At 72.9% G+C, this 18739-nt stretch carries 19 protein-coding genes; 6 read left to right on the top strand and 13 right to left on the bottom strand.

Annotation, left to right across the window (positions count from 1 at the left end; genetic code table 11):
- The first annotated feature begins 190 nt into the window (after positions 1-190).
- Positions 191-1264: a hypothetical protein gene (locus QP090_RS24465; protein WP_285941633.1), complete on the top strand. Its 1074-nt coding sequence runs from the start codon at positions 191-193 to the stop codon at positions 1262-1264.
- A gap of 52 nt (positions 1265-1316) precedes the next feature.
- Here QP090_RS24465 and QP090_RS24470 read toward each other — a convergent pair whose 3' ends face one another.
- Positions 1317-1580, bottom strand: coding sequence for a hypothetical protein (locus QP090_RS24470; RefSeq protein ID WP_285941635.1), 264 nt, complete (start codon positions 1578-1580; stop codon positions 1317-1319).
- A gap of 98 nt (positions 1581-1678) precedes the next feature.
- On the opposite strand from QP090_RS24470, the gene QP090_RS24475 reads away from it, so the two are divergent.
- From QP090_RS24475 to QP090_RS24485, 3 genes are all read left to right on the top strand, one after another.
- The gene (locus QP090_RS24475; protein WP_285941637.1) at positions 1679-2275 is read left to right on the top strand and encodes an HD domain-containing protein; all 597 of its coding nucleotides are present in this window, start codon (positions 1679-1681) and stop codon (positions 2273-2275) included.
- A gap of 98 nt (positions 2276-2373) precedes the next feature.
- Entirely contained in the window at positions 2374-3216 is an 843-nt protein-coding gene (locus tag QP090_RS24480) for an LLM class F420-dependent oxidoreductase (protein ID WP_285941638.1), read from the top strand.
- Between the two features lie 199 nt (positions 3217-3415).
- Positions 3416-4711, top strand: coding sequence for an alkaline phosphatase family protein (locus QP090_RS24485; RefSeq protein ID WP_285941640.1), 1296 nt, complete (start codon positions 3416-3418; stop codon positions 4709-4711).
- Here the strand turns inward: QP090_RS24485 and QP090_RS24490 are convergent, their stop codons facing one another.
- From QP090_RS24490 to QP090_RS24515, 6 genes are read right to left on the bottom strand one after another with little or no spacing between them, the layout of a single operon-like run.
- A complete protein-coding gene (locus QP090_RS24490) occupies positions 4712-6037 on the bottom strand; it encodes a cation:proton antiporter (RefSeq protein WP_285941641.1) in 1326 nt (441 codons plus the stop codon).
- 51 nt (positions 6038-6088) lie between these two features.
- Entirely contained in the window at positions 6089-6772 is a 684-nt protein-coding gene (locus tag QP090_RS24495; RefSeq protein ID WP_285941643.1) for a LysE family translocator, read from the bottom strand.
- Between the two features lie 48 nt (positions 6773-6820).
- A complete protein-coding gene (locus QP090_RS24500) occupies positions 6821-7627 on the bottom strand; it encodes a hypothetical protein (RefSeq protein ID WP_285941645.1) in 807 nt (268 codons plus the stop codon).
- The gene (locus QP090_RS24505) at positions 7620-8165 is read right to left on the bottom strand and encodes a GNAT family N-acetyltransferase (protein ID WP_285941647.1); all 546 of its coding nucleotides are present in this window, start codon (positions 8163-8165) and stop codon (positions 7620-7622) included. The genes QP090_RS24500 and QP090_RS24505 overlap by 8 nt, the downstream gene beginning before the upstream one ends.
- A gap of 5 nt (positions 8166-8170) precedes the next feature.
- Entirely contained in the window at positions 8171-9970 is a 1800-nt protein-coding gene (locus QP090_RS24510; protein ID WP_285941649.1) for a non-ribosomal peptide synthetase, read from the bottom strand.
- A complete protein-coding gene (locus QP090_RS24515) occupies positions 9960-11009 on the bottom strand; it encodes a TauD/TfdA family dioxygenase (protein WP_285941651.1) in 1050 nt (349 codons plus the stop codon). Before QP090_RS24515 ends, QP090_RS24510 begins: the two co-directional genes overlap by 11 nt.
- A gap of 287 nt (positions 11010-11296) precedes the next feature.
- Between QP090_RS24515 and QP090_RS24520 the strand changes: the two genes are divergently transcribed.
- Positions 11297-12541 (top strand): ATP-grasp domain-containing protein, encoded by a 1245-nt coding sequence (locus tag QP090_RS24520; protein WP_285941653.1) that lies wholly within the window; start codon positions 11297-11299, stop codon positions 12539-12541.
- Between the two features lie 12 nt (positions 12542-12553).
- Positions 12554-13408, top strand: coding sequence for an LLM class flavin-dependent oxidoreductase (locus QP090_RS24525; RefSeq protein ID WP_285941655.1), 855 nt, complete (start codon positions 12554-12556; stop codon positions 13406-13408).
- A gap of 72 nt (positions 13409-13480) precedes the next feature.
- Here the strand turns inward: QP090_RS24525 and QP090_RS24530 are convergent, their stop codons facing one another.
- From QP090_RS24530 to QP090_RS24555, 6 genes are all read right to left on the bottom strand, one after another.
- Positions 13481-14737, bottom strand: coding sequence for an amidohydrolase family protein (locus tag QP090_RS24530; protein WP_285941657.1), 1257 nt, complete (start codon positions 14735-14737; stop codon positions 13481-13483).
- A 106-nt stretch (positions 14738-14843) separates the two neighbouring features.
- On the bottom strand, positions 14844-14978 hold the full coding sequence (locus tag QP090_RS24535) for a hypothetical protein (protein WP_285941659.1): 135 nt from the start codon (positions 14976-14978) through the stop codon (positions 14844-14846).
- A gap of 16 nt (positions 14979-14994) precedes the next feature.
- Positions 14995-16002 carry a CgnE/CgnB domain-containing protein gene (locus tag QP090_RS24540; protein WP_285941660.1) on the bottom strand — a complete coding sequence of 336 codons (1008 nt, stop codon included), beginning with the start codon at positions 16000-16002 and terminating at the stop codon, positions 14995-14997.
- Between the two features lie 84 nt (positions 16003-16086).
- Positions 16087-16971 (bottom strand): ABC transporter permease, encoded by an 885-nt coding sequence (locus QP090_RS24545; protein ID WP_285941661.1) that lies wholly within the window; start codon positions 16969-16971, stop codon positions 16087-16089.
- Positions 16968-17738 carry a thioesterase II family protein gene (locus QP090_RS24550; protein WP_285941663.1) on the bottom strand — a complete coding sequence of 257 codons (771 nt, stop codon included), beginning with the start codon at positions 17736-17738 and terminating at the stop codon, positions 16968-16970. The genes QP090_RS24545 and QP090_RS24550 overlap by 4 nt, the downstream gene beginning before the upstream one ends.
- Positions 17731-18726, bottom strand: a complete 996-nt coding sequence (locus tag QP090_RS24555) for an LLM class flavin-dependent oxidoreductase (RefSeq protein WP_285941665.1) — start codon at positions 18724-18726, stop codon at positions 17731-17733. The genes QP090_RS24550 and QP090_RS24555 overlap by 8 nt, the downstream gene beginning before the upstream one ends.
- Between the last annotated feature and the right edge of the window lie 13 nt (positions 18727-18739).

Below are 18739 nucleotides of genomic sequence, written 5' to 3' on the forward strand. Positions count from 1 at the left end.
CCGGGCTTCCCACCGGAGTCATCGGCATCTCGCGGCGGGCAGCTCCCCGGCAACGAGTCGATGTTGGCAGAGGCCGGGGACGGCATCGGGACGCTCCAGGCCGGCCCGCACCAGGGAGGGATTGTGTCAGCGATTACTGGCGTGGTTGGATCGGGGCCGTGCGTCCTCCTCCGCCACCGGGAGACATCCGATGAGATCAGCCCTGTCCGCACGGATCGCCGCGTCCTCCCTGTCCGTCCTCACCGTCGCGGGCCTGCTCGCCGGGCCGCCCGCCGTGGCCGCCGACCCGCTCCCGCTCCACACCGCGCCCACGCCGCTGCTCTGGCCGCGCAGCGGGCTGGAGGCCGTCTCGGCCACCGGGCCGGACGACGTCTGGGCGGTCGGGTACCAGGGGTACCAGGGCATCGACTGGTCGGTTCCGGGATGGGGCGCGGGCACCATCCACGTCCTGCCGCCCAAGGGCGCCGTGGTCCACTGGAACGGCACGTCCTGGCAGACCTACGACCCTCCGGGCGCGGGCGGCGACGTGGTGATCCAGGAGGTCGACGCCGAGGCTCGGGACAACGTGTGGATCACCGGCACGATCCGTCCTCATGACGGCGGTAACACCGGGCGCTACCTGGCCCACTGGGACGGGACGCGGTGGAAGCAGGTCGCGACGCCGGACGACGGCTGCGGGCCCCTGCATCCGGCGGCCGACTCCACCGGCGCGTGGTTCGCCTGTAGCGTCGGCCTCGTCCGCTGGGAGGACGGGCGGTGGACCGACCAGGACACCGGCGCCCCCGACAACTGCTGCATCGCCGTCAACGAGATCTCGGTGGTCTCGGACGAGTCCGCCTGGGCCGCCGCCACCTGGGGGCTCCTGCACTGGGACGGGCGGAGCTGGAGCAAGGTCCCCGGCTACGACGACGTCCAGTGGGGCCGCGTCCTGGCGGTCTCCGACACCGAAGTGTGGGCCACCGGTTCCCAGCGGGTGGACGGCTCCATGAAGCGGATCGCCGTCCGCTGGGACGGCGCGAGCTGGCAGGACTTCCCCTCGCCGCCGACCGGTGAGCGGCTGATCCGCACCGGTGACGGGGCCATGTGGGCCTTGCAGCCCACCTGGGGCGAGCTCTACCGGCTGGAGAACGGGGCCTGGACGAAGCAGGCCCCGCCCGTCCCGGGCGACGGGCAGGTCACGGGCGGCACCGCCGTTCCCGGCGATCCGGGCCTGTGGCTCGTCGGCAAGACCAAGAACGTCCCCGTCGTGATCCACAACCGATGACCGACGCGGGGGGCTCGACCGGCCCGTCCCCCGGGCCGGGCCGGTCAGCGGGTCAGCGAGTCAGGACCATCAGCGTGAAGAACCCCGTGTACTCGCAGTAGTACGACAGGTAGGCCCCGCTCTTCCGCAGCGCCTCGCCCTTCGCCCTGCACTTGGCGTCGGAGGAGTAGTCGCCGTACTTGATCCAGCTCGAAGCGATGGTGGCGCCGGAGCCGGCGGTCGCGGCGCCGGCGGGGGCGGCCAGCGCGGTCCCGGCCGTCGCGAGGGCGACCGCGGCGACCGACGTTGCGGCCAGTTTCGAGAGCTTGGTGGACATGTCCCGTCCTTCGGGGTGGGGGGTCGGGCCATGATCATAATCACACCGGCCGCGGCGGAGGCAGGGCCCAAAACGGCTGGGCCCCCTACGCTCCGAGCATGCAGATTCCGACGCTCGAAGAGATCCGCGCGCTGCACCGGGAACACGCGCCCACGCGGGAGGCGCTCGACCTCGTGTACACGCACTGCGAGATCGTCTGCGGGATCGCCGAGCAGCTTCTGGCCCGCACCGGCCTCGATCTCGACCCGGACCTGCTCCGGGCGGGCAGCCTGCTGCACGACATCGGGGTGTACCGCCTGTACGGCGCCGACGGGAGGCTCGACCGCCCGGATTACGTGCGCCATGGGGTGCTCGGCCATGAACTGCTCCGGGACGAGGGGTTCCCCGAGGCCCTCTGCCGCTTCTGCTCGCGCCATACGGGCATGGGCATCAGCCGCGACGACGTGCGGAGGCAGAACCTCCCGCTGCCGGTCGCCGACTATGTGGCCGAGTCCGGTGAGGAGCGGCTCGTGATGTACGCGGACAAGTTCCACAGCAAGACCGAGCCGCCGACCTTCGTCACCGCCGCGTCCTACGCCGCCCGCGTCCGGCGGTTCGGCGACGACAAGGTCGCGGCCTTCGCGCTGATGGGCGAGCGGTTCGGGGCCCCCGACCTCGACCCGTTCGTCACCGCGTACGGGCACGCCGTGGTGTGACCCGTCCGCGCACACGTGATCTTCGGGTGCGGGAGCGGGTAGGGAGGGGGGACGGGGACGCACGGACGGCGCGGCCGAGGGCCGGCAACGGGGGGGACATGACCGAGATCGATGTGGGGCGCTTCGGGATCTGGCGGCGCGACGCCGAGCTCGACGGGGAGGTGGCCCGGAAGGTCGAGGGGCTCGGCTACGGGACCGTCTGGATCGGCGGATCGCCGGACGGCGAGCTGGACATCGCCGAGCGGCTGCTGGCGGCGACGGACCACATCGTGGTCGCGACCGGCATCGTCAACATGTGGGCGACGCCGGCCGAGCAGGTCGCGGCGTCCTACCACCGGCTGAACGACCGGCACGGCGGGCGGTTCCTGCTGGGCGTCGGGATCGGGCATCCGGAGGCGTCGCGGGAGTACCGCAGCCCCTACGGGACGATCGTCGACTACCTCGACCGGCTGGACGCCGAGGGCGTCCCGGTCAGCGGCCGGGTGCTGGCGGCGCTCGGCCCGAAGGTGCTGCGCCTGGCCGCCGGACGCGCCGCCGGCGCGCACCCGTACCTGGTCACGCCCGAGCACACCCGCCGGGCCCGCGCGGAACTCGGCGACGGGCGGCTGCTGGCCCCCGAGCAGAAGGTCGTGCTGGACGCCGATCCCGCGCGGGGGCGCGCGCTCGGCCGGTCGAGCGTCGCCGGCACCTATCTCAAGCTGCGCAACTACACCGCCAACCTGAAGCGGCTCGGCTGGACCAGCGACGACATCGCGGACGGCGGCAGCGACGCGCTGATCGACGCGCTCGTCGCGCACGGGGGGCCGGCCACCGCCGCGGCCCGGCTGACCGAGCACCTCGACGCGGGCGCCGACCACGTCGCCGTCCAGCTCCTCACCGCGCCGGGCGAGGACGTCCTGCCCGGGCTGCGCACGCTCGCGGAGACCCTCGGCCTTCGCTGACCGGAGTCCGGCTGGCCGCATCGGGCCAGCCGGCCCGCGCGGGCCCCGCCGGGGCCGGAACCTGCGCCGATCCGTCCGGCCGGACGGTTTCTGCTGAATCATTTTCATATTTAGGCCCGGTCAAGACCGGGCGTCATCCTTCCCCCGGTCCCGTGGTGCTCGTGATACTGCCGTGCGGCCACCACGCGGGAGGAGAGCCATGGGCATCGAGGAACTGACGCGGCGCGGGTTTCTGGCGGGCACGGCGGGCGCGGCGATCATCGCGGCGGGCGGCCCGGCGGCCGGGGCCGCCGCCACCCGGACGGCACCGGCGGCGGAGCTTCCCGAACCGGACGAGTCGGGCATCGACCACATCGTCGTGGTGATGATGGAGAACCGGTCGTTCGACCACTACCTCGGCTGGCTGCCCGGCGCCGACGGCAGGCAGGAGGGGCTGGCGTTCACCGACGCGCAGGGCGTGGAGCACGCCACCCACCACCTGACCGTCCCGCACGGGTGCGGGTTCCGCGACCCCGACCACTCCTACGCGGGCGGACGGGTCGAGTACAACGACGGCAAGTGCGACGGCTGGCTGCGCGCCGGGGACAACGACGTGTTCTCCATCGGCTACTTCACGGGCGCCGACCTGGGCTTCCACGGGCGCGCGGCGCGGGACTGGACGGTCTGCGACCGCTACTTCCCCGCCGTCATGTCCTCGACCTTCCCCAACCGGATCTTCCAGCACGCCGGGCAGACCGACCGCGTCTCCAACACGTTCGCGATCTCGGAGATCCCCACCATCTGGGACCGGCTGAAGGAGGCGGAGGTCCCGGCCCGGTACTACTTCAGCGACGTGCCGTTCACCGCGCTGTGGGGGCTGCGGCACGTCGACGTCAGCCGGACCATCCGGGACTTCTACAAGGACGCCGCGCGGGGCGACCTGCCCGCGGTGAGCTTCGTCGAGCCGGGGTTTCTGGGCGAGAAGTTCCCCGGCCTGTCGGAGGACGAGCATCCGCTGGCCGACATCCGGTTCGGCCAGGCGTTCCTGAACCGGGTGTACAGCGCGGTCGTGAGCTCGCCCGCCTGGGCCCGCACCCTGCTGGTGATCAACTACGACGAGTGGGGCGGGTTCTTCGACCACGTCCCGCCGCCGACCGGGCCCGACCCGCGCCCCGACCTCGGCACCGGCCTGCGCGGCTTCCGGGTGCCGTGCCTGCTGATCTCGCCCCGGGCGCGGCGCGGCGCCGTCGCGCACGAGGTGTACGACCACACCTCGGTGCTCAAGGCGATCGAGTGGCGGTGGGAGCTCGAGCCGCTGACCGTCCGGGACGCGGCGGCGCGCAACCTCGCCGAGGCACTGGACTTCGAGAGCGAGCCCGACCTGACCGCGCCCCGCTACTCCGTCCCGCGGCCGAGCACGGGCGGCTGCACCGAGACCGCGCACAGCCACGCCGGCGACGACTGGGCCGAGCTCCACGCCTATGCCCAGAAGCACGACTTCGCCGACCGCCACTGATCACCCGCCCGACCGCCCGGCCGCGCGCGCCTCCCGGCGGTCCAGCGGTTCGGGTTCGGCCCTGCTGTGGATCAGGTCCAGCAGCGGCCCGGTCATCAGGGTGGTGACCAGCGCCATGATCACCATGGCGGTGAACAGCCGGGAGTCCAGCACGCCCAGGCCGAGGCCCACGTTCAGGATGACCAGTTCGGTCAGCCCCCGGGTGTTGAGCAGGACGCCGAGGGTGAGCGAGGCGCCGGCGGTCTCCCCGGTGAGCCTGGCCATGCCCGCGCCGCCCGCGAACTTGCCCGCGCAGGCCACCGCGATCACGGCCGCCACCATCACCGCGCCCCGGCCGCCGAGCCGGCCGAAGTCCACCGACAGCCCGGTCACGGTGAAGAACACCGGGAGCAGCAGCAGGCTGGTCTGCTCGATCCGCTCGGGGACGGCCGGCGTGTGCGCCTCGACGTGCTCGCGCGGCACGACGGCGCCGAACAGGAACGCGCCGAAGACCGCGTGCAGGCCGATCTCGTGCGTGGCCCATGCCGAGGCGAGCAGTCCGCAGCCGAGCACGGTGGCGGCGACCGGGTCGCCGCCCGCCCAGGGGCGCGCCGGGGACAGCAGCCAGGCCAGGCCGGGGCGCACCCCCCAGAGCAGGACGAGGATGAACGCGGCGCCGCCGAGCAGGGTGCGGGCCAGCGACCAGGACCCGCCCGCCGACACGATCGCGACGACCCCGGCGAGGACACACCAGGCCAGGAAGTCCTGGAACGCGGCGCTCGCCAGCGCCATCGACCCCAGCCGGTCGCGCTGCATGCCGCGCTCGGTGATGATCCGGGCCAGCACCGGGAACGCGGTGATCGACATCGCCGCGCCGAGGAACAGCGTGGGCGCCAGCAGGTCGTCGACCCGCATCTCGGACCGGTCGAACCAGGGGTTCAGGAGCACCGCCAGCCCCGCGCCCAGCGCGAACGGCAGGGCGACCGAGCTCAGCGACACCAGCATCACCCGGCCGCCCGCCCCGCTCAGATGCGAGGGGCTGAACCCGTAGCCGACGCCGAACATGAACAGGACCAGGCCCACCTGGGCCAGGACCTGGAGATAGGGACGGGCGGACGGCGGGAACAGCAGCCCGGTGAGGTCGCCCGGGAGCAGCCCGAGGACGCTCGGGCCGAGCGCGATACCCGCCACGATCTCGCCCATCACCGCCGGCTGCCGCACCCGCTTGGCGAGCGCGGCGAACACCGCCGCGGCGAGCAGGATCAGCGCCAGGTCACCGAGGACGATCCCGGCGATACTCTCCGGACTCTGGGCCGATCCGGCGGCTAAAGCAGTCTGGATCATCATGCGACCACCAATCTCACGGTTCTGGAAGGGGTTCGTCGGCGGCGGGCCGGTTCAGCCCGCTCGGAGCGCCGACCATGCGGTGTAGAGGGCGAAGGCCGCCAGGCATCCGCCCGCGAGGAGTTCCACGGCCGCGCTCGCGCGGCGCCCGGCGAGGTAGCGCCGGGCCCGGCCGGACAGGACGGCGACGAGGCCCAGGAACACGATGCCCATCGATGCCTGGATCAGGCCGAGCGAGCCCCCGACCCACAGGTCGGGCGTCCCGTGGAAGAGCCCCGGCATGATGGACAGGTAGAAGACGCCGATCTTCGGGTTGAGCAGGTTGGTCAGCAGACCGGTGACGTAGGCGTTCCGTGGCGTGCCGCCCGGGACGGCCGCGTCCGCTTCGTTCGCTTCGTTCGGTTCGTTCGGTTCGTTCGGTTCGCCGTCGAGTGGCGGCACCGTGCCGGTCGCCGCCGCGCGGAGGCAGCCGGCCGCGAGGTACAGCAGGTACAGCGCCCCGAACAGGGCCAGCGCCCGGTAGACGGTGGCGTTGCGCGCGACGATCAGGGCCACCCCGACGCCGGAGAGCATGCCCCAGATGACGGGCCCGGTCACCACGCCGGCCGCGGTCGTCAGGCCGAGCCGGGTGCCGTGCGCCCGGCTCGTCCGGAAGACCAGGATGGTGTCGGCGCCCGGCATCAGCACGACGGTGAGGGCCAGCCCCGCGAAGACCAGGTACGGGTTCCCGCTCGACATCGTCCTCCCCCGGTGCGGGCCGCGGCGGCCGGTGCGCCGGTGCCATGGTCAGCGCCCGCCGCGTTCCGGCGCGACGGCCTCGCAGTACTCGCGCACCCGGTCGCACACCCGCTGGGTGTCGGCCATCATCGCGTGGTGGCCCCCCTCGACCAGCTCGAACGAGGAGGCCGACAGCTCCGCGGCGCGCCGTGCGATGGCGGGCGCCTGGACGGCGTCCTCGGATCCGGACAGGTACAGGCCGGTGCGCTGGGAGTCGACGAATCCCGCGAGGGTGCGCGACCGCTTCATCTCCAGGCACTGGGCGGCGTATCCGGAGATCCGCTCGGGTGTGGAGTAGGGGAATCCGAGGGCCGGGTCGCCGCCCTCGGTGGCGGCGTCCGCCGCCGAGTTCAGCAGGGCCGACACGCCTGGCAGGGCGTCCGGGCGCGCGCCGATGAGCCGGAACAGCGGCTCCACGGTGTTCTCCCAGTCGGACGACGGGCCGTCCGGGCCGAGGTTGAAGGCCCCGTTGATGCAGCAGTGCCCGACGACGCGGAACTTGCCGCTCCGCGAGAGCCGGTGCAGGATCTCGGTTCCGGAGCACCACGAGACGCCGGTGAACTCGACCACGCCGAGTCCGTGCAGGAACTCCGTCACGGCGGTGACGAGGTCCCCGGTCGCCAGGCCGACCGGACGCCCGTGCGGTTCGTCGTTCTCGGTCAGGGACGTGGACCAGGTCAGGACGGAGTGGGAATCGGCGAGGGTCGCCACCAGCCGGTCGAAGACCGTGTCGGGAACGCCCACCGTGTTGCACACCACGACCCACGGACGGTGCTCCGGCGCCGCGACCCGCATGGTCAGGAACGCGCTATCCAATCGTCACCGCTCCTCGTGCCGGTTCGGGCCGGCGGGCCGGCCGGCCCGGCTGGCGGAAGACGCTGGTGGTCCGGCGGCGCGAGGGCGGTTCGGTGCGGTCGGGATCGTCGTAGTCGGTCACCCGCACGTACCCGGCCGCCCTCATCATGGCCACCGAGGCGCCATTGGCCGCGTCGCAGTCGATGTAGATGTCGGGCCTGGCCCCCTCGATCTCCCTGAGCCGGGCCAGCAGCCTCCGGGACCAGCCGCTGCGCCTCCAGTCGCCCGTCACCACGACCTCCTCCACGTACAGCCCGGCGAGGCGGAGGAAGGACCCGGGGACCGGGTGGACGGGTCCGAAGCGCGAGTAGAGCAGGGCGGCGCCCAGCGTGCCCCCGTCCACCGCCGCGAGGCACTCCACCTCGCCGTGCGCGAGGCGGGAGAGGTAGCCCGCGACCCGTTCCTCGGGCAGGTAGTCGTGCTCGGCGCGCCCGGCCTCGCGCAGGAGCCGGGCCAGCCGGCCCGCGTCCGGGCCGGGGCCGTGAACGATGGCGGCCACGGCGGCTAGTCGGCGGCCGGCCGGATCCTGCCGGCCAGGTCCCGGACGGTCGACAGCCTGGTGACGCCGAGGCCGAACACGTCCGGGTAGAGGGACTCCGAGATCTTCACCAGGACGTCGATCATCTTCAGCGAGTCCCCGCCGACGAGCGCGAACTCGTCCAGCGCCCCGATCGGCGCCACCCCGAGGACGGCCTCCCAGATCCCGGCGAGCTCCTGCTCGTCCGGGCCCGCCGGGGGTTCGAAGTCCGCGGCGGTGACCGTCGGCAGGCCGCGCGGGTAGACGAGCGCGGAGGTGTCCTTCTTGCCGCTCGGCAGCTTCTTGAACTCGGTCAGGAACACGTACGCGGGCGGCACCATGACGGGCGGCAGCAGCCCGCGCAGGTAGTTGATGTACTCGCTCTCGGGCGCCGCGTCGCCGTCGGCCTGGATGAAGGCGACCAGGACCGGGACCTCGCCGGAGCGGGTCACCTGCACCGTGCAGTCGGCGACGGTGCGGTGCCGCGAGAGGCACGCCTCGATCTCCGCGGTCTCCACCCGGACACCGTTGATCTTGACTTGAGCGTCCACTCTTCCTCCGATGTAGAAGTTCTCGTCCGGACCCAGGTAGGCGAGGTCGCCGGTGGCGTAGGAGCGCTCGCCGCCGGTGCCGGTGCCGAACCGGGCCGCCGTCGCCGCCGTGTCCCCCGCGTACCCGAGGCCGACGTGGACTCCGGTGACGACGAGCTCGCCCGTGCCGCCGGTGCGGGTGATGTCGCGGCCCGCCGCGTCCCGCACCGTCAGCCGGTTGCCCGGGATCGGGCGGCCGATCGGCAGCGGATCGGCGACCCGCGGGCCCTCGACGGGGTGGTAGGCCACGTCGATCGCGGCCTCGGCCGGGCCGTAGAGGTTGAACAGCCGCGCGCCGGTCGCCGTCAGGACCTCGGCGGCCAGATCGGCCTTTAGCGCCTCGCCCGCGGAGATCACGGTGTGCAGCTCCGTCCCGGCCCCGGTGCGCCGGAGCATCGCGAGCACCCGGCGCAGCAGGGACGGCACGCAGACGAACCCGTGGATCGACCGGCCGGCCAGCTCGGCGGCCAGGTACCGGGCGTCGGTGGCGCGCTCCTCGTCGGCCAGGACCAGCGTGTGCCCCTGGGTGAAGGCCCAGAAGAACTCCAGGATCCAGGCGTCGAAGGAGCGCGCCGACTTCAGCAGGACGCGGCTCCCGTCCGGCAGCGGGCAGACGTCCCGTATGAACAGCATGTGGTTGAGCAGGCCCGCGTGGGTGTTGAGGGTCGCCTTGGGGGTGCCGGTGGTTCCCGAGGTGAAGATGACGTACGCGGGCGCGCCGGGGTCCGCCGGGCCCCGCGCCAGGTCCCCGTGCGCGGGGTCCCCGTGCGTGGGGTCCTCGCGCGCGGGGTCTTCGCGCGCGGGTGAGAGGTCCACGATCGCGGGGGAGCCGGGCGCCGCGGCCACGGCGGGTCCGCCCGGACGGTCGGTGATCACGACCTCGGGCGCGGCGGCCCCCAGCATCGCGGCGGCGCGCGGCGGCGGCTGCGTCCTGTCGACGGCGACCACGACGGCCCCGCTGCCGAGGACCGCGAGGACGGCGGCGCAGAAGTCCAGGCCGTTCGGGAGGTCGACGGCGACCCGGGCGCCCGGCGCGGACAGCCGCGGCCGGACCGCCGAGGCGATCCGGGCGACCCGGCGGCGCAGGTCGGCGTACGTCCTGGTGCCGCCGCCGGGCAGCTCGACCGCGACGGCCTCCGGGCGGTCCTCGCACTGGCGCTCCACCAGTGCCAGGACCGTGCCGGGCTCACGCCCCATCGGCCGGTTCCATCGGGTCGAGGGAGGCGTCGCCGTACTTGGCGAACTGCGGCGCGTAGTCGGTGTGCAGCTCGGCGAACGCGACCGAGATGAGGCGCTGGGTGCCCTCGAAGGTCTTCCGGGCGTGGGAGGTGAGGAGGTTGTCGAGCATCAGGTAGTCGCCGGCCTCCCAGTCGAAGCTGAGCTCGGCCTCCTCGTAGGCCGCGAAGATCTCGTGCACGGTCTCGTCCGGGATCGGGGTCCCGTCGCCGAAGAAGGCGTTGCGCGGGAGCCGCCAGTCGTCGAACTGGCGCAGCAGCGGCTTGAGACGCTCGTCCAGGGACGCCTTGTGGAACAGGTGGGCCTGGTTGAACCAGACCTTGTCGCCGGTCTTGGGGTGGTCGAGGATCGCGTGCCTGACCTGCCGGGTCTCCAGGATGCGGGACCCGCCGGTGTGCCAGCGGAAGGCGATGTGGCCGTCCCGCATGAACTGCTCGGCCTCCTCCCGCGACTCGGTGGCGAACGTCTCCTCCCAGGGGACGCCCATCCCGTCGTAGTAGTTGCGGACGTACAGGATGCCCTTGTCCTCGAACTTCGAGCGGGTCTCGTCGCTCAGGTTCGCCAGCACCCGGCGGGTGTCGCAGACCGGCGTCCGGCCGCCCTTGGTGGCGGTCCTGATGCACGCGAACCAGATGTTGAGCGGGAACTCGTGCCCGAAGGAGTTCGCGTTGTGGAACGGGATGACCTGGTCCGCCGGATAGGTGGTGGAGGAGTAGACCTTGTCGCCCAGCTTGTCCCGCGGGGACGACTGCTCGGTGTAGTCCAGCAGCGGGTCGGGGAAGCTGGCGCAGTACTTCTGGAAGACCTCGACGTCCGCGGTCCCCGGGAAGCCGCGGAACAGGATCCCGCCCGTCTCCAGCGCGAGTTCCCGCACCGCCACGGCGTGCTCTCCCACCCAGGACAGCAGGTCGGCGCCCGGATCCTTCGGGCTGATGACGACGGGCAGACGCGACTCTTCGAAGAACTGTGCGACATTAACGCCTGGCAGCTCGGCCTTCATGGATTTCCCTTCCTCAACGGAACACGAGGACCACCGAACTCAATTACTCCCACACTGTGATCTACATCGAAATTCATCGTGAACGTACGACGGCCGCAAGCCACTGTCAATACCCGATTTTCGACCTCCTGGCCCAGGTGAGCACGCGGCAAACCGTCGGACGAGGTTCCCCGCCGCACCCTCGCATGTTAGATTCCAGTCGTGCCCACAGGACCTTAAGTCGCCGTGGCGACGTCATTCCCAGGTCGCGGTCCAGAGCTTTCGACATGCCAAGGAAAGGACCAGAGGTGTCCGATGAGCCGCCGCGCGAGCTACCACTCCTGCTAGTTATCGGGCATGGCTCACATGCCTTTCGCGGGCATCTTCTGGAGTCGGTCTCGGCCGATTACCGGGTCCATCTGTTCTGCCGCGAGGAACCGTCCTGGGAGCTCCCCCACATCACCGGCTGGACCAGGTTCGAGAACATCTTCGACACCGCCGCGCTCGCGGTGCGGGCCGTGGAGATCGCCGCCGCCGAGCCGGTGCGCGGCGTGCTGAGCTGGTCCGACGACCTGGCGGTGCCGGCCGCGTACGTCGCCGAGATCCTCGACCTGCCCGGCGGGAAGCCGGAGATGGTGGTCAAGTGCAGCGACAAGCACCTGACCCGCAAGGAGCTGGACGCCGCCGGGGTCCCGCAGCCCCGCTCGATCGCGGTGAGTACCACGGCCGAGGCGCTGCGGGCCGCGGAGACGGTCGGCTACCCGGTCGTGCTCAAGCCGCGCGGGCTCGCGGGCAGCATCGGGATCGTCCGGGTGGACGATCCCGCCGGGCTGTCCGCCCGGTTCCCCTGGACGCGGCGCGCCGCCGCGCCCGGCGCGCCCCGGTACGACGTCCCGGTGCTGGTCGAGGAGTACCTGGACGGGCCGGAGATCAGCATCGACGCCGTCATCCACCGGGGCCGGGTGCAGCCGATCTACCTGGCCCGCAAGGTGGTCGGCTACGAGCCGTTCTTCGCCGAGCTCGGGCACGTCGTCAACGCCGCCGACCCGCTGCTGGCCGACCAGCGCGTGATCCAGACCTTGCAGGCCGCGCACGCCGCGCTCGGCTTCAGCGACGGCGCCACCTTCACCGAGATGCGGCTGACCGCGCGCGGCCCCAAGGTCATCGAGCTGAACGGGCGGCTCGGCGGCGACCTGCTCACGCTGCTCGGCCGGTACGCGACGGGGGTCGACGCCGGGCTGGTCGCCGCCGCGGTGGCCTGCGGCCGGCGGCCGATCCTGGCGCCGGACCGGCGGCGGGTGGCCGGCATCCGCTTCTTCCACCCGGAGCGGGACGACACCACCATCGCCTCGATCGGGTTCGACCGCGACCGGCTCCCGCCGTCGGTGGTCCGGGCGGTCACGCTCGCCGACCCCGGCGAGACCGTGTCGCCGCCGTCCCGGGACATCCGCTTCGGGCGCATCGCCTACGCCATCGCGGTCACCGGGACGCCCGGGGAGTGCGAGGAGGCGCTGGACGCCGCCGAGGCCGCGCTGCGCGTCGAGACCAACTGATCGGAGCCTGCCGTGCGACCGTCCGCCGTCCCCACCTTCGGGCTCTACCTGCCGCAGGTCCACCGCCGGTTCGAGGAGCTGGCCGCGCTCGCCCGGGGCGCTGAGGACCACGGGTTCGACGCGGTCTGGTTCATGGACCATCTCGCCCTGCCCGGAGTGCCGGGCGGGGCGCTCGAGGGGTGGACGGTCGCCGCGGCGGTGGCCGCCCGCACGTCCACGATCCGGGTCGGGCACCTGGTGCTGTGCGAGGCGTTCCGGCATCCGCTGCTCCTGTCCCGGATGGCGGTCACCCTCGACCAGGTCAGCGGCGGGCGGCTGAACCTCGGCCTCGGCTGGGGCTCCTCGCCGTCCGAGCTGGACTCGCTCGACTTCGCCGCCGGGCCGCCCGCGACCCGCCGGGCCCGGCTCGCCGAGACCCTCGACATCCTGGACGCGGTGCAGACCGGGAAGCCGGTCGACCACCGGGGCCGCTTCTTCACGGTGCGCGACCCGATGGGCGGCCCGCCGGCCGTGCAGGGTCCCATCCCGCTCACCATCGGCGGTGTCGGCGCGGGGACGCTCGAGCTGGTGCGGGCCCGCGCCGACTGGTGGAACTGCTGGGCGCCCGACCGGCACCGGCTCGCCGAGCTCGTCCCGCAGACGGGGAACGCGCGCGTGTCGGCGAACTACTCGCTGGCGTTCTCGCATCGCGCCGACGTCCCGGAGTACGTCCTGACGGGCCCGCCGGACGAGCTGGCCCGGCGGCTCGTCGCCGACCGCGAGCTCGGCGTCGAGCACTTCGTCGTCCAGCTGGTCGATCCCGCCGGAGGCGTCCGCGACCTGCGCCGCTTCATGGACGAGGTCGCGCCCGCCGTCATCGGCGGCTGAGCCCCGCCCCCTCCCCAGGCCCCGCTCCCGCCCGCGCCTCCGCTCCCGGCCACGCCTCCAGGGCATGGCGGGTCACGCTTTGCGGTTGTCGACCCACCGGGTCCGGCTGGATCCGGGGGTGACGCCCGCGAAGGCCGGGCACTTGGCGACCTCGGCGGGCAGGGTGGCGGGGTCGACGCCCGCGCTGACGGCGGCGCGCTCGGGGCCGATCCGGCTCGCGTCCCGGGCGAGCCGGGCGAGGTCGAACCCGAACAGCCGGGCCGCGGTCCCGCCGAGCATCAGCTCGACCTCGTCCTCCGGGACCCCGGCGTAGGCGAACCGGATGGCCGCGTCAGAGAACGGATAGCTCGACTCGGTGTGCGGGTAGTCGCTCCCCCACATGATCGTCTCGACCCCGAGGGAGTCCCGGACGGCGCTCTCGGAGGGGTGCATGAAGCTGGCGCCGGCGTAGCACTGCCGCGTCCAGTACTCGCTCGGCCGCAGCGACAGGTTCCGCGCGACCTGCGCGCCGTAGGCGAGCTCGCCGCCGCCGGCGGAGGCGTTCATCGAGTCGACGAAGCCGTCCATCGCGCGCAGCCGTCCGGGGATCCAGCCGAGGCCCTCCTCGGTGAAGACCACCTTGAGGTCGGGGTGCCGCTCCAGCACCCCGCCGAGGATGAGCTGCCGCAGCGTCCGCTGGTCCCACCAGCGCAGTTCGAGCATGAACAGGACGTGGTCCTCCGGCCGGTCACCCCAGCGGGGGGCCGCGCTGCCGCTGTGCACGTTGACCGGGACGCCCAGTTCCGTGCAGGCCCGCCAGAGCGGGTCGTAGTAGTCGTGGTAGTAGATCGGCGGCAGCCCGGACCCGGGCGGCGTCCCGGGCAGCAGCAGGCCGCCGCGCAGACCGGCGGCGACCGAGCGACGCACCTCGGCGACGGCCGCGTCGATGTCGTGCAGCATGACCTGGAAGACGCCCGCCCGGCGTCCCGGGGCGGCGGCGCAGAAGCCGGCCAGCCACCGGTTGTGCGCCCGCAGCCCGGCCCAGCGCCGGTCCAGGTCCGCGGCCGACACCGCCGCCGCCTGGCTGCCGAGGGACGAGGCGGAGAAGAACGGGGGGATGGTGTTGGGGAACAGCACCTCCGCGACGATCCCGTCGGCCTCCAGCTCGCGCAGCCTGCGGTCGGAATCCCAGTTGCGGGTGCCGTCCTCGCCCTTGAGGTCCTCGTAGGGCACCTCGTAGCCCGCGGCCCACGCGTCGAACTCGTCGCGGCGGGACCGGTCGAGGTGGTCGCGGTACTCCAGCAGGTCCGCCCCGCCGTGACAGTCCGCCGAAATCACCGTGTAGCGCATGTTCTCCACCCTGAAGACGTCGGGGGTGCGGCGAAGGGGTGACGGCCGCGGCGGACCGGGCCGTCACCCCTCCGTGCGGCCCGCCTGGCGGCGCCGCCCTCTTCGGTCAGATCCTCGCGTAGCCGTAGCTGAGCGAGGCGGCCTCGACCGGGTCCGTGGACTCCAGCCGCTCCTCGTCGCCGACCAGGTTCTCCTCGTCGTCGATCGACCACGACTGGTCGTTGATGGTGAGCTCGCGCATTTTTTCGCCTCCTTTCTCACACCGGTTGGGCATGACTTTGCTGCACCACACCGTCGCCCTCGAACCGGTGCTCACATTCGGCGACAATGAAGTCCATGTGAGCGCCCGTGATGCCTTCTCCGAATCCCAGGTGTACCGGGCCGGCCCCCTCGTTCAGCTGAGAGTTGAACGTCCAGTCCACCCGCGGGAGCAGGCTCATGTTGGTTCCGATTCCCAGTTCCAGCGTGTGCAGCTCATAATCGGGATTGGTCACCTCGCTCAGGGCGTCGGTGAAATCCACTCCCCCGGCCTCGACGGAGGCGAGCACGCCCTCGCGCAGGCGCAGCGTCATGGGCCCGCGCGCGACCATCTCGGCGCGCAGCCGCCGGGCCCGGCGGACCCGCGCGGCGCCCGGCTCGCGGGCCCGCGCGTCCTGCGCGACCAGCAGCCCGGACGCGACGACCGTGCCGTTGAGGTCGAATGTCCCGCGCCAGTCGCGGGTGGACGGCGCGGTGAGGGAGAACTCGCAGTAGCTCGCGACGCTGATCCATTTGCCCACGTCGATGCGGGTGTTCATCCAGGCGTCGGCGCTGATGTCGTCGCCGAACGCGCACTCCAGGCCGGTGCCGTGACCGGTGAAGACGAGCGGTCCGGGCTGGCCGGCGATGTTCCTCGCCCAGTAGCGGTTCCACTCGCAGGCCCGCTCGTAGTCGGTGTGCCGGACCAGGTCGAAGGTGTACCGGGCGACGTCGAGCGCGGGGTCGAAACTGGCGATGGGGACCAGCAGCACCCCGAACCGCCGGAACATGCGCCGGATGTCGCGGCTCACCAGGCTGTTGCGCAGGAGCAGGACGACGCTCGCCCCGTCCGGCAGCTCCGCCACCTCGCCGAGAAGGGCCGTCGCCAGCCCGAGCCCGGCCGTGTGTGCTCCCAATTCGGCGTCGTCGGTGACGACGAAGATCTCACCCTCGGGAAATATCTGGCGAAGCCCGCCCCAGGGGTCCGGGGAATTTCCGGGCGGATTCATTTCGCGCGGCACCGGCATGATCGGATCCTAACCATCGGCCCGGAATATCGACATTCTTCGAAGCGATGACCCAGGAGGGGGGACACATTAAGCAGACGGCGGTCAATGCTGGGCCACCGTCCCCTCCAGCCGCACCTTCCGCTCCACCCGGGCGAACAGCCGCCGGCCCGCCCACAGGTACCCGGCCGAGGTGAGGACGAGCGCGCCGGCCTCGGCGCCCGGCGGCACGAACGGGGTCGTGCCGAGCGCGAGGTACCGGGCCAGGTCGATCGCCCAGGTGGTCGGGATGAGGTACGACACCGGCTGGAGCGCGCTGGAGATCACCGCGACCGGGAAGGTGACGCCGGACATGACCGTGACGACGTAGCCCAGGTTCTCGGTCACGCCGAGGGCCTGCCGCCAGAGCAGGACGAGCGAGGCGCTGAGGAAGCCCATGCCGACCAGCCCGGGGAGCAGCGCCGCCAGCACCGCGAAGGACAGCACGGCGGTCCACTGGTAGTGGACGCCGAACAGCAGCGCGATGGCGCCGACCATCGTCAGCGCGCTGAGCAGGCTCAGCGCCATCATGCCGCCCATGTAGCCGAGCACCAGGGCGCTGCGGCTCACCGGCATCGTCCACGCCTGCTCGAGCGTGCCGAGGTTGCGCTCCCCCGCCATCGCCTGCGCCGGGCCGGACAGGACGGTGCCGGTGAGGATCGCGCCCACCAGCCCGATCGCGAGCCAGCCGCCGAAGTCCGTCGTGCCGGTGAGCGCGCTCATCCCGAGCGCCCGCCCGTGGACCAGGAACGCCGCGCCGAGCAGCACGGCCGGCAGGACGAGCTGGTAGAGCGGCGTGAGCAGCAGCGAGTTCAGCAGGCTCAGCGGGTAGCGCCGCAGGACGCGCAACTCCTTGCGCGTCACCGCCAGCAGCGCGCGCAGCCCGGGGCCCATCCCGCCCGGGGCGTCGCCCGGCCCGCCGCCCGACGCGTCCCGCAGCCCGGGGGTCATGCCGCCGCCACGCTCTCCAGACGGGTGCGGATCACCTTCAGCACGACGTCCCGCGCGGATTCGAGGAAGAAGTGGGGCCCGCCGACCAGGCGGACCTCGGTGCCGCCGCTGGTGTAGTCGGCCCAGGCGGGGAGCACGTTCGGGGGGACGGCGCCGTCGTCCAGGCCGCCGAGGACGGTGAACGGGCAGGCCAGGGGCGGCTCGGACCGGTACCGGTGCCTCTCCACGAGCGCGAAGTCGGCCCGCAGCTTGGGCAGGAACACCTCGAGCAGGTCCGGCCGGTCGAGCAGGACCGAGGTCGCGTCGTACTTGCGGAGCTGCTCGACGAACCGGTCCCTCGGCAGGTCGTACCGCGGCGCGTCGGGGTCGGGACGGTTCGGGGGCCGGGACGCGGACAGGAACATCCGGACCGGCTCCGGCATCCCCCGCCGCCGGGCCTCCCGGGCGAGCTCGAGCGCGATCCCGCCGCCCATGCTGTGACCGAACAGGGCGTAGGGCCGGCCGTCCAGGCGGGGCCCGAACTCGGCGAGCAGGGTGGAGACCAGCGCCGGCAGATCCTCGTACGCGTCCTCCTCGAAGCGGTCCTCGCGGCCGGGGAGCTGCACCGGCCACACCGCGACGCCGTCCGGTCCGAGCGCGCGGGCCCACGTGCGGTAGGCCAGCGCGCCGCCGCCCGCGAAGGGCAGGCACAGCAGCACGACACGGGGATCGGCGGCCCCGCCGGCGAACCTGGTCCACAGCGGCGGCGGCGCGACCGGGTCAGCCAACGCACACGGCCTTGGCGAACCGGGCGAACGCCTCGGCGCCGTCGAGCTGGAGGGGGGCGGCGCCGACCGCGGCGGCGGGCAGCGGGACGCAGCCGATCGCCCGGTACTCCTCCAGCCGCGCGGCCACCTCGTCCGGGTCGCCGACGATCGCCAGGTCGTCGATCATCTCCCGGCCCAGCTCGCCGCCGGCGAGCCGGTCCGCGTGGCCGGACGCCTCCATCACGTGCCGGTAGGACGGCATCATCGCGTACTGCGTGAGCATGCCCTCCAGGTCGGCGTACAGGTTCGGGTGGTCGTCGGGCAGATAGACCGGGACCCCGGCGAGGATGGGGAACGCCGCCGGGTCGCGTCCGATCTCGGCGCACGTCTCCCGCACCACGGGCAGGACGTGCTCCTCGATGTAGCGGGGCGGGGTGAGCCAGAGCAGCAGCCCCTCCGCCTGCCGCACCGCGACCTGGATCATCTTGGGCCGCATCGCGCCCAGGTAGACCGGGACCCGCGGCCCGTACGCGCCGGCGTTGGAGGCGTGCGCGCCGTAGTGGGCGCCGGCGAAGTCGACCCGGCCCTCCTGGAGGTAGGTCCGCAGGATGGTGAGGTACTCGCGCATGCCCGCCACCGGCGGGACCGGCGGCAGGCCGAGCACGAACTCGTTGATGAACGGGTGGCCGGCGCCGAGGCCGAGCAGGAAGCGGTCGCCGGACAGGTCGGCCAGGCCGGTGGCGAGTTGCCCCATGGCCACCGGGTGCCGGCTCGGGATCGGCGCCACGGCGGTGCCGACGCGCAGGGACGTGGTCGCCGCGAGGCAGCCGGCGGCCATGACGCCCACGTCGTGGTCGTCGGGGTTCTGGCCCAGCCAGAGCTGGTCGACCCCGGCCTCCTCGGCGAGCCGGACCCGGTCGACGGTCGTCCTCAGGCCGTGCGAGCCCGGCCCGAGCAGCATCGGGCTCCAGGCCCGCTCCTGCCCGTCCACCACGAAGGAACTCGTCATTGTCGCGAACCTC

The organism is Actinomadura xylanilytica (assembly GCF_030283145.1).
Classification (GTDB): Bacteria; Actinomycetota; Actinomycetes; order Streptosporangiales; family Streptosporangiaceae; genus Spirillospora; species Spirillospora xylanilytica.

Coding starts and splice junctions, on each gene's coding strand:
- QP090_RS24465 (WP_285941633.1), top strand. CDS start 191: ATGAGATCAGCCCTGTCCGCACGGATCGCCGCGTCCTCCCTGTCCGTC.
- QP090_RS24470 (WP_285941635.1), bottom strand. CDS start 1,580: ATGTCCACCAAGCTCTCGAAACTGGCCGCAACGTCGGTCGCCGCGGTC.
- QP090_RS24475 (WP_285941637.1), top strand. CDS start 1,679: ATGCAGATTCCGACGCTCGAAGAGATCCGCGCGCTGCACCGGGAACAC.
- QP090_RS24480 (WP_285941638.1), top strand. CDS start 2,374: ATGACCGAGATCGATGTGGGGCGCTTCGGGATCTGGCGGCGCGACGCC.
- QP090_RS24485 (WP_285941640.1), top strand. CDS start 3,416: ATGGGCATCGAGGAACTGACGCGGCGCGGGTTTCTGGCGGGCACGGCG.
- QP090_RS24490 (WP_285941641.1), bottom strand. CDS start 6,037: ATGATGATCCAGACTGCTTTAGCCGCCGGATCGGCCCAGAGTCCGGAG.
- QP090_RS24495 (WP_285941643.1), bottom strand. CDS start 6,772: ATGTCGAGCGGGAACCCGTACCTGGTCTTCGCGGGGCTGGCCCTCACC.
- QP090_RS24510 (WP_285941649.1), bottom strand. CDS start 9,970: ATGGGGCGTGAGCCCGGCACGGTCCTGGCACTGGTGGAGCGCCAGTGC.
- QP090_RS24515 (WP_285941651.1), bottom strand. CDS start 11,009: ATGAAGGCCGAGCTGCCAGGCGTTAATGTCGCACAGTTCTTCGAAGAG.
- QP090_RS24530 (WP_285941657.1), bottom strand. CDS start 14,737: ATGCGCTACACGGTGATTTCGGCGGACTGTCACGGCGGGGCGGACCTG.
- QP090_RS24535 (WP_285941659.1), bottom strand. CDS start 14,978: ATGCGCGAGCTCACCATCAACGACCAGTCGTGGTCGATCGACGACGAG.
- QP090_RS24540 (WP_285941660.1), bottom strand. CDS start 16,002: ATGCCGGTGCCGCGCGAAATGAATCCGCCCGGAAATTCCCCGGACCCC.
- QP090_RS24545 (WP_285941661.1), bottom strand. CDS start 16,971: ATGACCCCCGGGCTGCGGGACGCGTCGGGCGGCGGGCCGGGCGACGCC.
- QP090_RS24555 (WP_285941665.1), bottom strand. CDS start 18,726: ATGACGAGTTCCTTCGTGGTGGACGGGCAGGAGCGGGCCTGGAGCCCG.